The organism is Dehalobacter sp. (assembly GCA_023667845.1).
Classification (GTDB): Bacteria; Bacillota; Desulfitobacteriia; order Desulfitobacteriales; family Syntrophobotulaceae; genus Dehalobacter.
Window position 1 is genome coordinate 1 of record JAMPIU010000125.1, and the last position, 14,351, is coordinate 14,351.

14 protein-coding genes are annotated in these 14,351 nt (G+C 40.0%); 1 reads left to right on the forward strand and 13 read right to left on the reverse strand.

Annotated features, from left to right (window positions below; all coding sequences use genetic code 11):
• Positions 1 to 88 (forward strand): IS3 family transposase (locus tag NC238_09260; protein MCM1566114.1); only part of this gene is annotated, 88 nt, incomplete at its 5' end.
• Positions 89 to 389: 301 nt separating this feature from the next.
• Here the strand turns inward: NC238_09260 and NC238_09265 are convergent.
• The 13 genes from NC238_09265 to NC238_09325 all read right to left on the reverse strand — a co-directional run bounded on the left by NC238_09265 (position 390) and on the right by NC238_09325 (position 14,032).
• Positions 390 to 1,556: a hypothetical protein gene (locus NC238_09265; protein MCM1566115.1), complete on the reverse strand. Its 1,167-nt coding sequence runs from the start codon at positions 1,554 to 1,556 to the stop codon at positions 390 to 392.
• A gap of 92 nt (positions 1,557 to 1,648) precedes the next feature.
• Positions 1,649 to 2,284 (reverse strand): cobalamin-dependent protein, encoded by a 636-nt coding sequence (locus NC238_09270; protein MCM1566116.1) that lies wholly within the window; start codon positions 2,282 to 2,284, stop codon positions 1,649 to 1,651.
• A 271-nt stretch (positions 2,285 to 2,555) separates the two neighbouring features.
• Entirely contained in the window at positions 2,556 to 3,929 is a 1,374-nt protein-coding gene (locus NC238_09275; GenBank protein MCM1566117.1) for a reductive dehalogenase, read from the reverse strand.
• A gap of 16 nt (positions 3,930 to 3,945) precedes the next feature.
• Positions 3,946 to 4,257, reverse strand: coding sequence for a dehalogenase (locus tag NC238_09280; protein ID MCM1566118.1), 312 nt, complete (start codon positions 4,255 to 4,257; stop codon positions 3,946 to 3,948).
• Positions 4,258 to 4,389: 132 nt separating this feature from the next.
• Positions 4,390 to 5,160, reverse strand: coding sequence for a creatininase family protein (locus NC238_09285; GenBank protein ID MCM1566119.1), 771 nt, complete (start codon positions 5,158 to 5,160; stop codon positions 4,390 to 4,392).
• Between the two features lie 364 nt (positions 5,161 to 5,524).
• Positions 5,525 to 6,880 (reverse strand): reductive dehalogenase, encoded by a 1,356-nt coding sequence (locus NC238_09290; protein MCM1566120.1) that lies wholly within the window; start codon positions 6,878 to 6,880, stop codon positions 5,525 to 5,527.
• A gap of 14 nt (positions 6,881 to 6,894) precedes the next feature.
• Entirely contained in the window at positions 6,895 to 7,206 is a 312-nt protein-coding gene (locus tag NC238_09295) for a dehalogenase (protein MCM1566121.1), read from the reverse strand.
• 352 nt (positions 7,207 to 7,558) lie between these two features.
• Positions 7,559 to 8,245 carry a Crp/Fnr family transcriptional regulator gene (locus NC238_09300; GenBank protein ID MCM1566122.1) on the reverse strand — a complete coding sequence of 229 codons (687 nt, stop codon included), beginning with the start codon at positions 8,243 to 8,245 and terminating at the stop codon, positions 7,559 to 7,561.
• Between the two features lie 346 nt (positions 8,246 to 8,591).
• Positions 8,592 to 9,284 (reverse strand): Crp/Fnr family transcriptional regulator, encoded by a 693-nt coding sequence (locus NC238_09305; GenBank protein MCM1566123.1) that lies wholly within the window; start codon positions 9,282 to 9,284, stop codon positions 8,592 to 8,594.
• Between the two features lie 270 nt (positions 9,285 to 9,554).
• Positions 9,555 to 10,508, reverse strand: a complete 954-nt coding sequence (locus tag NC238_09310; GenBank protein ID MCM1566124.1) for a trigger factor — start codon at positions 10,506 to 10,508, stop codon at positions 9,555 to 9,557.
• Positions 10,509 to 10,667: 159 nt separating this feature from the next.
• Positions 10,668 to 11,924, reverse strand: a complete 1,257-nt coding sequence (locus tag NC238_09315) for a 4Fe-4S binding protein (GenBank protein MCM1566125.1) — start codon at positions 11,922 to 11,924, stop codon at positions 10,668 to 10,670.
• Between the two features lie 122 nt (positions 11,925 to 12,046).
• The gene (locus NC238_09320; GenBank protein ID MCM1566126.1) at positions 12,047 to 12,364 is read right to left on the reverse strand and encodes a tetrachloroethene dehalogenase; all 318 of its coding nucleotides are present in this window, start codon (positions 12,362 to 12,364) and stop codon (positions 12,047 to 12,049) included.
• A 15-nt stretch (positions 12,365 to 12,379) separates the two neighbouring features.
• On the reverse strand, positions 12,380 to 14,032 hold the full coding sequence (locus NC238_09325) for a reductive dehalogenase (protein ID MCM1566127.1): 1,653 nt from the start codon (positions 14,030 to 14,032) through the stop codon (positions 12,380 to 12,382).
• Positions 14,033 to 14,351: the final 319 nt, after the last annotated feature.

The window sequence follows — 14,351 nt, forward strand, 5'->3', positions numbered from 1 at the left end:
AGAATACTACAATACCAAAAGGATTAAAAGCAAATTGAAAGGACTGAGTCCTGTTCAATACAGGATCCAGTCCTCCAGCGCAGCTTAATTATATTCTGTCCAGATTTTGGGGTTCAGTTCATTATTGACGTCCTTCATTGGGGCTAAGTTGTGATACAGCCCCCAGTGATATAACATTTTACTTCTTGGTAACGTCAGACCTATGAATAGAGCATGAGCAGCGTTAAAGCCAACTCAACCCCATCTTTTTCCTGATCTGAATTAAGAAACTGTGATAAAATTCTTTCCCTTGCCATTTTAAAGATCATTTCCATGTCACTCATCTTAAGAACACCCTCCTATTCTTTAGGGTTCCATATTTATTTTCAGATAACAGATGGAAGTTTCTATTACTTAGAGCCATATTCCACAATAAATTCCGTAACAGCTTTTAAATTTTCTGCCTTGGCATCATTTTTGGTTGCCAAAACTTTGTCCGGTGCAAAGACAAATCCGCCGCCCGGAGCCAAATCATCGATTAATCCCTTGGCAACTTCGATACATTTTTCCTTTGTTCCGTAGTACAGGTCGTTTGTCCGTAAGCCACCGGCAATACACATCGTTTTTCCTAAGGCTTTCTTCGCTTTTCTGAGATCGTCTTCTTCAAAGAATCCAATAACCGATCCTTTTGGAAGCTCCTGGATGTACTCGTACAAATGTTCCCAATTCTTTTCAAATAGAATGAGAATCTTGACACCTCTTGCTGCAACTGCTTCAACATATTTTTTAAAGGATGGCCAGTAAACCTTTTCAAACTCTTTCGCTCTGATAAATTGCGGCAAATGCAGATATAAATGAACATATTTGTCATCAGAAACAGTACGCATTTTTCCAAATGTGTCTTTTACCATAGGGTCGACCATTGCCATGCAGGCTTCAGCCACTTTATCAGGACATTTTTTAATATCCCTCATAATCCCTTTGAAATCCCTTAAATAGTCCATTATCATATCACCGGGCATAAAATGGTTTACACCCGCGTTAGTTATCGGAAGTCCATGTTCAGTTTTAAACCTATCCGCCAACATCTTTGTTGTTTGACCAAATTTGAAGAAGATGGAAAGCGAATTGGCATATTTCGCAAACTTTTCTTCTAGCGTCCCCTCTTGGAAAATCTTATGTTTTCTAGGAAGAATTTTGTCGCGGATAAATTTCATCGGATCGGCAATAAGCTCATCATACTCTTCTACTGCCATAATTTCCGAATGACCGGTGGCGATTTGAATGGTTTCCGTCGCATTGTTAAAAATTCCGCCGCCTAAGGAATACACAAAATTAAGGGGAAAGGTTACGCGTGAAGCGAGTGCACCGTCAAAGGGAAAATCTGTTAAGGCCTTGGAATAAGCTTTGTATTCAAGTTCTACATCTTTTAATGCTTCTTCTAAGGTTGTCCCATAATAAGAAAGAGCCCAATTATCAACCAGACCATAAATAGGAACCCTATCCGGTTCTCTTAATTCGATGGCATCTTTGAGCCTTTTGACACGCTCATCATACAATTTCATTTTATCACTCATACTAGATCCTCCTGTGCTATTTATTCACAAGTTTTCTTCGTTGCGGGTTTTCCTCTGATACTGATTTGGCGGTTATCACATAACCCTTACGATTAACCCACCCACTTCTGGCATATTTTTACACCTTCTGCTGCATTCGAGGTAAATGCATCAGCGCAAATTGTTTCACAAGCTTCCTTCGTTACAGGGTTTCCACCGATAATAACTTTAACATTGTTGCGTAATCCCGCTTCTTCTAAAGCCTCAACAATATTTTTCATCGATTCCAATGCCAAAGTCAAAACACCGCTTAAACCAACAATTGTAGGATTTACTTCTTTTACTTTTTTTACAAATTCACCTGCAGATTGATCGATACCCAGGTCGTATACTTTAAAACCAGCTGCTTCAGCCATGCTCTTAAAAATGTTTTTTCCAATGTCATGCAAGTCGCCTGCAACAGTTCCAAGCACCATTGAACCGACAGTTCCAGCATTTTGGGTGTCCATAACCGGCTTTAAAATATCAATTGCACTGGTTAACAACTCCCCGGCAAAGATCAAATCACCGACAAAGTATTCCCCCTTTTCAAAAAAATCTCCAACTACTGACATCCCGCTCTGACAAGCAGCTACCACCTTTTTTGTTTCATCTGGACTGGGATTTGTGTTAACAAAGTCATTCAGCATTTCAACTACTTTTTCTTCATCAAGTTCTCCAATTTTCTGTGTTAATAGCGACAAATTCATTTTAATTTACCTCCAGTATTTAAAAATTATTAATATAATGTTAACCTATTAATTTAAAAAAATTATTGCCGAAAAATTGATAACGTTATCTTCTTTTAAGTTGTATTGTATATACATTTATATATATTTTCATTAGTAAATACTACTCATATTTTAAATATTTTTTGTTGTGCAAGTCTGCAACATCCCAAGAAAAAGTTAAAGACGCCAAAAAATTTCCAGCGACCCTTACAAAGGCGACGCTGGAAATTTTTTACCTATACTTGTTGGATTAATATTTGAACTTATACATTTCCGGCCATTCCAACCACCATTTATATTTATCGACAATCTCTGTGCCATAACCAAACATATCGTCGATACCTTTTAAGAGGCTTGAGGCAGCTTCTCCTTTGCTTCCGATCCAGATTCCGGCCTCATGAAACCATGAACTTTCCTTGGAGCTCCATGGACAAACTTTAATACAAACGCCGCAGCTAACTCCTTGATCATTGCTTGCCCTAAATTGTGCACACTTTTTGAAATCGCTGTTCCAACGCAAATAGCCGTTATATTCAACCATGTCCTTATCACGCGTGATAGCTTGGGAAGGACAATTATCGGAGCACTTATTGCACACACGGCAGAAATCCGCCATTCCGAAATCAATCGGTTTATCCGGGACCAAAGGCAAGTCCGTGGTGATCGCTGCCACTTTGTTGCGGAACCCCATGCGCGGATGGGCTACACAGTCCCCTGTCCGAGTAAGTTCCCCCATCCCTGCAGCGATTAAGCAGGGCGCCATTACGGCACCATAGTTGCCAAAATGGTGTGCTCTGGCGTGGTATCCAAGCTCTCTGATGTATTTAGCCATAATTATAGAAATGTTGGCGGTCGCATGATAACACCGGAAAGATTGGGAATCTGAAATTCCGTCATATCCGGTTGAGGCCAAGTAAGTCTCTAAATGCTGCTCAACCGCAACAACGATGACATAAGGCATCTTCTCCGTAAAGGGTACATCTTGAAGAGGAGTTCCCCTTGGAACCATACCGCCGATAATTCCCATCATCGGGGGATTCATTTTATCAGAGTAATAACCGTATTCAGGCATTTTCCCGATTCCAACTTCATCAGCTCTTAGATAATAAGCAACATCCTTAATATGCATGGACATTTGCTCGGGATCAGGTATCGGAAGTTTTTCCTTTTTGGGCTGACCATCAACGATGTTTTCTCCGAATATGGGGGAAATAGCCCAGCCAAGCGCATCACTCAGCGGGTGTCTAATACCGATCGTATAGAACCCCGCCTGTGCTTTGGGTCCTAAAAGACCTTGGGCAACTAACGCAAATCCCATTTCTTTTTCTTTAAACTTCTTTACCGTCCCGACAATTTTGGATGTGCCAAGCCATTGGTCATTGTACTCTGCGAAGCTGACGGAAGCGCCTCCATAATTAGGCTCGGGTTTCAACTTAGACCATTGTCCTTTTTTGGGGGTAATGTATTCGTAGTTGCTTACCGCAGCTTCAGCTATTTTTGAGGGCGCTTTGATCGCGCCAAGTACTCCCATTGCAGCTGCAGCCGCTCCTGTTTTCAAGAAGCCGCGACGGCTTACCGGAAATCTTTTTTCCGGAGTATTTTTACTTTCTAAAGAATCTGTCATTTCTTTTTACCTCCTTTCATGCTGATACCGATTCACTGTCTTTTACTTTTTTAGTACCGATAAATCCTAGCAGGCGCGCTAGAATCACGGCAATTACAACTGCGATTCCTCCAAATAAGAAGATGGCTGTACTTGTTGCCTTGGCGTGACCGACAGCGGCATTAATGTAAACAAAGGAGATCCCCATCCATAAGACAATGCTCCCAATAACGTATAAAGCCCAAACAAGCACGGTCTTCCACATGACATCCTTTTTTGCATGTGGTTTAATAAACAAAATTCCAGCTAAAAATAATATCCCAGCAAAAAAAATCAATACAGTACCCATAGCTTTTTTCACCTCCCTCATTGCGGAACTATTTTTATTTCATGCGCCATTCGCTAATAATATAAAGCATCATATTAAAATCTTCTGTGTTACTATGCACATAATAATTGGCTACCATCAGGTAAAAAAAATTTATTTGATTAGTTCAAGTACCTCTTCAACTACAATGTCGGAGAAAATATCGTATACCTTGTCACCGGTTTCTTTCGTAGCGATTTGTGGATCGCCTAAATATGCCAACGGGGCGCCTACATCTTTCCAGTCGTTTTTACCAGCAGAAATTCTCTCAAAGAGATGTTCTGCCTCATAATTAGGTTTTAGCTTAATTAATTCTTCCTGATCCACTAATTCGGGATATTTAAGTAAAATTAAACCCGTTTCCCATTCTCCGGCATGAAAATCCCATTCCGGATGTTCTCCTTTGCATACTGAACTCATTCTAGGCAGTCCATGATGAAACCACGCGGATACCTTAACATTTAATCCATCTTTTTTCAGTGAAGCTCTTTTGATTCCTTCTTTGATCGCTTCGTTATTTTGAGGTTCGCCATGAGCGCATATAATGACTATTTTATTAAAGCCCCATTTGGCTAAGCCAAGACAAACGTCTTCTACAATATTAGCAACAGTTTCAAATTTCAGAGTGATATTGCCATCAAATGAGTTCGCAATATCAGCTAAAGTATAATGAAGTGTGGGAGCTATTAATGTTTCAATACCTTTGTCTTTCAATTTCTGGGCAGCCCGTTCAGTCATTTCGTTAGCGCTAACTACATCAACCATCATTGGCAGATGTGTCCCATGAACTTCGCATGGACCCATTGGAAATAGGGCAATGTTTGTTTTTTCTTTTAAATTCCTAACTTGCTTTGTTGTCATATTAGACAGATAGTTAAGTTTCATTATACGTATCCCCTTTTATTTTTATTTGGCATATGTTTTTTTACCTCATACGCCATTCGTTAACAATATAAAGCATAATATTGAAATCTTCTGTGTTATTATTCACATGGATATGCGAACACATATTTCATTTTAAGCCAAATATAGCATGAAGAAATGCCTGATTCTTGGCATTCTTCATGCTATATTAATGCGATTCTCATTTTATAAAATGAAAAAATTATTTTATGATAGTCACTAATCAATACTCAAATAAATCATTTTTTAAGATAAATATACCGCCCATTTCTAGAATAAAATTTTCAGCGGCGCCTTCTGCAGGCACCGCTGAACCAATCTCATAAATTCATTTGGAATAATGATTTTACATTTTAATTTTATACATTTCCGGATATTCTATCCACCATTTATATTTATCGACCATTTCAGTACCATAACCAAACATATCATCGATACTTTTTAATAAGCGTGCAGAAGACTCTCCGTGGCTGCCGATCCAAACACCGGCCTCATGGAACCACGAATCCTCCTTGGAACTCCATGGGCATACTTTAATACAGCGCCCGCACATATATCCTTCTTCATTTGATGTTCTAAATATTGTACATTTTTTGAAATCGCTGTTCCAACGCATATAGCCGTTATACTCGACCATGTCACGATCAGTTGTAATCGCTCCGTTCGGGCAATTCTCCGCACATTTATTGCATACTCTGCAAAAATCTAGCATTCCAAAGTCAATCGGTTTATCCGGCACCAAAGGCAAATCCGTGGTAATAGCCGCTACCTTGTTGCGGAATCCCATGCGAGGATGGGCTACACAGTCTCCTGTCCGGGTAAGCTCCCCCATCCCTGCAGCTATTAGACAAGGCCCCATAACTGCTATATAATTGGTATAATGAGATGCTCTGGCATGATAACCCAATTCTCTGATGTATTGAGCCATTATTACGGCAATGTTAGCTGTAGCGTGATAACACCGGGTAGATTGGCTATTGGAGATTCCATCATATCCAGTTGACGCTAAAAAAGTTTCCAAATGCTGCTCAACCGCGACAACAATCACATAAGGCATCCTCTCGGTAACCGGTTTTTCTCCGACGGGAAGCTTAAATCCACCGCCGAAAAGTCCGGGATCCATTTGAGCAGAATAATAAGCGTATTCAGGCATTTTTCCGATTCCGACTTCATCAGCTCTCAGATAATAAGCCAAATCCTTAATATGCTTGCTCATTTGCTCAGGGTCAGGTATTGGAAGTTTGTTTTGTTTGGGTACACCATCAACCATTTTTTCATCGGCCATAGCATGTACTGCAAAGCCTAAAGCGCTACCCAGTGGATATCTTGGTTGAAAAAGCCCACCCTGTGACTTTGCCCCTAAAAGCCCTTGAGCAGACAGCGAAAATCCCATATCTTTTTCACTGGTATTTTTCACAGTACCAACGATTTTCGATGTCCCAAGCCACTGGTCATTATACTCTGCATAACTGACAGAAGCACCCCCGTAATTAGGTTCAGGCCTCAATTTTGACCATTGACCTTTATTCCCCGCAATAAAGTCGTAGTTGGTTACAGTTGCAGCTTCAGCAATCTTAGAGGGGGCCTTTATCGCTCCAAGGGCACCCATGGCAGCTACCGCCACACCTGTTTTCAGGAAGCCGCGACGGTTCACCTGAATTTTTTTTTCAGGATTGTTTTTACTTTCAATGGAATCTAGCATCCCTTTTACTCCTTTCATGCCTGTACCGACTTGTTGTCATTTACTTTTTTGTTGCCGATGAAACCCAACATACGTGCCAGGATCACAGCAACGACTACCGCAATTCCTCCAAATAAGAAGATAGCTGTACTTGTTGCCTTAGCGTGGCCGACACTGGCATTGATGTAAACAAAAGAGATTCCCATCCATAAGACTGCGTTGCCAATACCATATAAAGCCCAAACAAGCACGGTCTTCCACATGACCTCTTTTGTGGCACGTGGTTTAATACATAAGATTCCGGCTAAAAATAGAATCCCAAACAAGAAAATCAAAAAAATACTCATGGCTTTTTTCACCTCCTTTTATTGACTGACAGTAGATTCTCGGAAACTCTCAACTCAGTCTTATCAAACTAGTTATCCATGATTCCGAGTTACTATACTAATATTGTATATAGCCCTACTTCTTGGCGTATTTAGCGATCACTGCTTTTAACAATATTTTGACTTTGCTTTGCTCGCCAATTCCAGATGGAATTGCCTACAGTAACAATTTAACCTATAGAAGGGGCATCTATTTAAGAAATAACCGACTGTTTTGCTAATACTCCTAGTGGGCTACTGGCAAGCCGCCCTGAAGATGAAAATAAAAAAACTGCTTTAGCATATTACTGAGAAAAGCAGTTCTTAATAGCAATTAGTAAGATATTCCCACATCAATCATCTCTTTTAATTTTTCTAAATCATAAATAATAATTACCTTTCTTTTTTTTATTAAAATTTTTTCTTTTCTTAAACTTGCAAGTATCTTACTGACTGTAACATAATGAATCCCGGTTATTTCAGAAATCATTTTATTGGACAAAGCTATTTTTATTTCCCAATGATCAATATTAGATTCTCCGTTCGATTTGTAAAGTTCATAAAACAATCGTAAGACCCTTACAGAAGGGGCATATTGCTTCATTTCAGTGAAATGTTTTAAAAAATATAATGCCTTGGCACTAATATTTCTAAAGAAATCAAAAATTATTTGTTCGTCTTGTTTAAAGATTAGAAGCAGTTGCTCTTTAGTGAAAAAGCATACCTTACTATCCTCAATCGCAACAATCTGAATTCCATCTTCTTCAGATTTAAACAATCTATTCATAAGACTATGCCGCCCGGCAGTGTACATTAATATTTCCCTGCCCTCATCCACGATCGTATAAACATTAAATCTCCCAGAGATTACATATATTGCCCTATCCAGTATTTCATCAGGAAATACTACGATCTCTCCCTTTCCATAGTTACGTATGAATCCTAAATGGCAATAATCTAAAAGTTTACTGATAGGATAAAATGTATCTGGCAGGATATAACTTTTAAGAAGTTGATCCATTTTTTTATCCCTCCATACTGCGAGATTTGATGGACGCCTTAGGCAAGACAACAAGGCTAAATTATTATTCTCATTCTCATTATTAATTATAATTGAATAATTGACCTAAAAAAATAGCCATGGCTATTTTACCGTTATTTTTTAGTCCTGGCTATATTGCTACTATTTCAAACTTCACTTCAATTTTACAGTAACTTTGACTGCGTCTATTTCTACGGCTACTTCAGAATTTTTTCATTACCTGCTCTATCTGTTCATAATCTTTCTAAAAATATTTTCTATGTCAAAAAAGAGAAAGCAGGGATTTAGAATTACTGCTTTCTCTTAATAACAAACTATCATGATATCATTTTATTTTCATCCAGTCATTAATTAAATTTTTAAGTCCTTGCAAGTCAAAGACTGTGATCTTATTTGTGGTTTTATGCAAAATATTTTCTTTTCTTAGATATCCAAATAGTTTGCAGATAGTCACATAGTGAATACCTGTCATCTCTGAGATAGACTTTTGGGATAATTTAACGTCAATTTGATAAACGCCATCAACCAATTTCCCCTGATTAAGACAAAGATCATAAAGTAAACGCAAGACCCGGGCTGATGGGCTATAAAGGGCCATCTCATGGGTTTCCCGCATAAAATAACTACATTTCGACGAATAGGATGTAATGAATTCAAAAATCATTTCTTTATCCATCTGGAAGATTTCTGAAAGTTGTTCTTTGGAGAAAAAACATACTGTGCTGTCCTCTACGGAAACAACATGAACAAAACAGGGATCAACTGGGAATAATCTGTCGGAAAAGGTATAAGGGCCCGCATAGAACATTATTTTTTTTCGTCCATCTTCATTAAGAAAACTTATACTTAGTTTTCCGGAAAGCACATAGACGATTCTATCTATTAACTCTCCGGGCAAAACAATGGAATCCCCTTTACGATATTCACGGACAACACCCATGTTAATATAATTTTGCAGCTTTTTCATCGGATAAAAATGATTCGGTAAGGCCCCATAATTATTTGCTATTTTTTCCATACTTTTATTCTCCCGCAAATATGACATCATTAAATTTAGACAATAAATTTAAATTATTATACTCCTTTATAAATGATTAAACTATAAACTGCTATACAATTGGACAAAGATCTTATCTTTTGAATCAATATTAACATAGAATAAGAATTCTGTATGTTATCCAGCATACAAATGTAGAAAATGTTGAATACAATCAAAAAGGCAAGAAGCAGCTTTAAGCTGCTTCTCCTAATTCTATACATAGTAAGATGGAAGAATACCTCATTGACACTATCCTTTTGCCAAATTCTCCTCCAGCAAAAAATCCATAGCTGCTCTTCTCAAAAGTTGGGTCTCCATCATCTTTAGCTCTCCGGACAGACCGGCTTCCTGATCATCTTGCCGGCTTTTCTTAAACTGTTCTTTTACCTGCTTCATTTCTTCACTAGTAAGCCGAATCCCTTCCGCTTGAATCACTGCATCCAAGATTTTTTCTCCCAGAATTATTTTGGCAGCCTCTTCTTTACACTCAGCCAGCAACTCATCGGCCGTTATCTTCCTTTGCATTAAGTAATGAATGAGTTCCATGTCGTGGACGTCTTTAAGCTCCTCGGCAAATTTCCGGTATAAATTCTCTGCTGCTTGTTTTAAGGTCTCTTCATCGAATTCATACTTGCTTCCATCGGCCAGAGCTTGAAACACTTTTTCGATGTTGGCTGCGCGTGCTATTGCTTTTTTCTCTTGATTGATCTCTGCTGATAATAATTCTTTTAATTCCTGTAATGTTTTTACTCGTGGATCAATTTCCCGGATAGTGTCGTCTGTCAATTCCGGCTCTTTCATACGATATACTTTTACAATCTCGACGGAAAAGGTGATACGCTGCCCCCATAAGGCTTGGTATTCCAGTAAGACAGGTTGTATCGTGGTTTCAAATATCACTGTTTCACCCATCTTCTTGCCAAGCAGGTTGGCGGAGAAATCCTGTAAGACGTTCTCGTCACCTAATCTGAACTTAAAGCCTCTCTCCCTAAATTTGGGGACTGTCATACCATTTTCTGTTCCCTCAAAGTTTACGATGACGTAATCTCCGGGTTCGATTGGTTCATTACTTTTCTCGACCTGGATTTCGTCCATTGATTTCCGAACATAATTGATGGCTTCATTAATTTCTTCTTCTTTGACGGATACATCAAAACGATTGACATTTAATCCTTTGTACTGTCCAAGTTCAAATTGTTTCATTCCGTCTCTAACCTCCATGTTGACTGTCACTTAGGACATCCTCCCCTTCTGAAAATATTCAGCGATCGGCCCGGATAATGCCAATTGATTGAAGCATTACAATCACGTGAGCTGCTCCCAGTATCAGTATTAAAGCTATAAATAACAGATCTTTTATTTTCAGGCTTTGTCGCTTTTCCATTGGTTCCATCTTTGATTCCCTATTCGGTTCCACATTTGTTTCCATACTCTCACCCCGTTATTCCGCCAACGATTGAGTAAGTTGAGTATAAAGCCGACTGGACAGAAGAATTGACAATAAAACCGGCTGATAAACAGACTAATGAAAATAAATACCGGCAGCATTAACCACATGACCCATACGGCTTTAAACAGGAAGAATGCACTAAACGGCTGGTAATCCAATGTCCCATAGTCCCCTAAGAAGGTTCCAAGCATGATGGCCACCCATAGGATGGTCGGCGCAGCCAGCTTCAATTTCTTGGTGACTTGCGGGGAAATCCCCAGGGATTTAAAACCTGCTGCTTTATTAATGACCTCCTGGGCTGCTCCGAAAGGGCAAATCCATGCACAGTAAATGTTCTTTCCTAAAAGAACAATGAAGCCCAAAGATCCAACAATAAGGACGTACCATCCCACATTGGTCAAACCGGGTATTTGCAGCGTTATTAATGAGAATAAATTACTAGCTGCCACGAATTCTTTTACGAAAAATCCCATAACACCAAATGCTGCTAAAAGTATCCAAACCCGGAGCCGCACGAGTTTCTTGATCAAAGCTGCAGCGAGCGCGATGATATAGATCATTATCATCGCGAAATCCTGCCGGTTAAATTGATAAGTGTCATAAGGATTGCTCCAGCGCGTATGAAAGAATTGCGATGCTACATAGGCAGTCCCTTTGTTGACAGCCTCGGCTACCGCATGAGACGATACCGTGGAACCGGTTACCCGGTCAATGTAATTATTGGTTTGTCTTTCATCCAGATAACCAGAATATCCTGAAGCCCCTCCTAAATAAATAGGTTCTTTGACGGAGAGATTCTTAAATTGATCAAACAATTTTCCGGTATAGAGTCTCTCAAAAAAGATGGGAGTCTCACCCTGCTGGGTAATGATCACTTTTTCCACCAAACCTTCTTGGTTGATGATGGTCATGGCTTCTATGCGGGATTGATATCCTACTGCGGAGTCACAAACGGCATAATACTTCTCTCCTGCAGCATCAACTTGATAAGCACGTTGGGTTCCTATGATTTTCTCAATAGATGTGGCACCAGGAACGTTCTGCTGAATAACCGCCTCGTAATCAATGGTTTTACTCGTCCAAAAGATACCGTAAAAGATCGCCGCTATTGCAGTTATGAATAGTATAGTCAAATAGTAAGACTCCAGGTCTCTCTTTTTACTAGCCATCTTTTTTCATCCTTCGCTGTTATTGAGAATAAATACGCAAAGACGTAATAAAGTACGCAAGCCACTATGCCAAATGGATAAGTGGCTGGCGTATTTTAAAAGCATCTTATTCCTTCATTTATCTAGACTGAGGTAGTTGCAGAATTCTCTTTGCTCTTTTTTTCTGAGCGGTTTAATAGTCTATACGTAATAATACCCGGGATGAGCGTTGCACCGCCAAAAAAGACAAAACCCATTGAGGCAGCCTGGTATTCGTGCTCAAGAAGGCTAGCATAACCCCAGGCCAGAGTAAATATAAAGAAGAAGTTCGCAAGAAAACCACAAAGCTGTATAGGGATTGTATTTTTTACTTTGCTTTTTGAATACTGCCAAATACCAAATTGAATAAAGAGCATTAACATACCGAAAAACATCCAAACAAAGTCATTCGCAATTTTCATTTTAGTTTCCCTCCTTTATTTTGTCGGTTCGGTATCCTTCCAGAAATCTTTCACCATGTTCGCAACATAGCCAGACTCAATCCGTTCTTCAGGATTTACGGGGCCATTATAGCCAAACCACTCGTCAAACTTGCGGGCCGCATCTTGAACCAAAGGAATTTGGGTCGCAATTCTCGCCACATCATGCTGCCATTGATCGATTTTATTCCAGGAACAGACCGAGATACAGTTTCCGCAATCTCCACCGTTATAGGCAAAGAAAGAGAGACAGCGATGAGAGTCGACATGCCATTTTTCCGTGTAAGGATTTTCCGACGGACCACAATCCTCGGGCTGCAAAACCCGTGCTTCTTTCTCGTGAGAGATGGCCTGTGACGGACAAGCATCCGCACATTTCATACAGAGGCGGCAAAATTCACGTACTCCAAAACTTCTTGGCTTATCAGGGACGAGTTCCAAATCCGTATAGACCTTGGCGATACGCAGCCGGGGCCCGTATTTTTGGGTGATTAGCTGTCCAGCTCTTCCTACCTCTCCCAGACCGGCTTGGACTGCAATTGGAATACTCATTCCGGTATCATTTCCCGACGGAATTGCATAGTATCCAATCTCTCTTAAAAAGTTTGCCACTTTGAAGGCCACTTCTCCCATGTTCGAGTAAGATTTACCCGGCGCAGCGCTGTGTAGGATGGAGGGGGCCGTGCGGTATGCTTCGTAATCCATCTCAAAAACCATCGTAACAACAGATTTTGGTTGGAAACCGGCATATTTTTCCCAATCCGCATCAAAAACGGTTTGCCCGAAGGTCTCTACTTCCCCTTTCATAAATTTATAAGGATCCGTCGGGAAAAATTCAGTCCTGCCATCCGGTAATTTGAACGGTTTAAGGTTTGGCCGAGACCAGGTTGAATAGGTCCAGCGATCATCATAGGGCGCAATGCCGACCAGATCTGCCCCCAGGAAGCGGGCTGCTTTTTTCACAATTCTACTGGCCTCTTCACCTGAATCGAATTTCCATTGCCGCCCTTGACCACGTCTCTCCACAACTTTGGAATTGTCCCAAGAATACATACCCTGGATAACCACCGGTTCTGTCCCAGATTCATTGGTTGCAGGGTTAAACGGATAATGCGCAATGACGCCGCCCGGGCCGCTCCCGGGTGCGGTGAATCCATTGAATTTATATTCTACGGACCAGGCTGCCACATCCAATGCTACTTCCAGTTCACGCCATCCCAACTCATCCTTGCGCAGTGGTAAAACCGTACCGTCATGATGGGAGAAAAAAATACCTCCCGTTTCAGTAAGGGTTGCATCACGTCCTTTAATTCCTAGCGTCTCAGCGTTAATTCTGGGAAGTTCTTTCCCGGTATCTTTTTTTCCTGTGATTTTAGAAACATCGTCATGCTTAAATTTAAGTGGGGATTTGTTTTCCTCCGGATCAAAGACCCTTTGGTATAAGAGCTTGTTTCCGGGCAAACGTTGGTATTTTGCATCCACGGTGTAAGGAAATTCCGAGGTCTCTTTGATTGGAGCTACGATCTCTGCCGCTTCAGCTGTCAATGGGTTAAAAGTTTCTTTCGCCGCTGCAGCGGATGCAACTGCAACAGCTACGGCACCCATGAACGATGTTTTGAAAAAAGATCTTCTGCTTACATTGTGCGCCATGTAGTCTCTCCTCCCTTAATATGGAATTATTAATCCATTTTTTATTGTAGGCTATCCTAAATTATTGTCTCTGTGTCTAGGAACACATTTGTTAAACTATTGTTGAAAACATTTTTAAATGTTTAAGATTGACAAATTACGGATATCTTCAAAGATAAAGAAAATATGTAACCCAGATAACAAAAACCCTGTTGTCTGGGCAATATGTTTTCTTTTATTATTTTGCTATCCTTAGAGCTATAGTCTTTCATCACAAAACAAAATCTCAATGTCTAAAGGGGGTATCTAACAAAAAGGTAAATAAAACGATTAAGTGCCT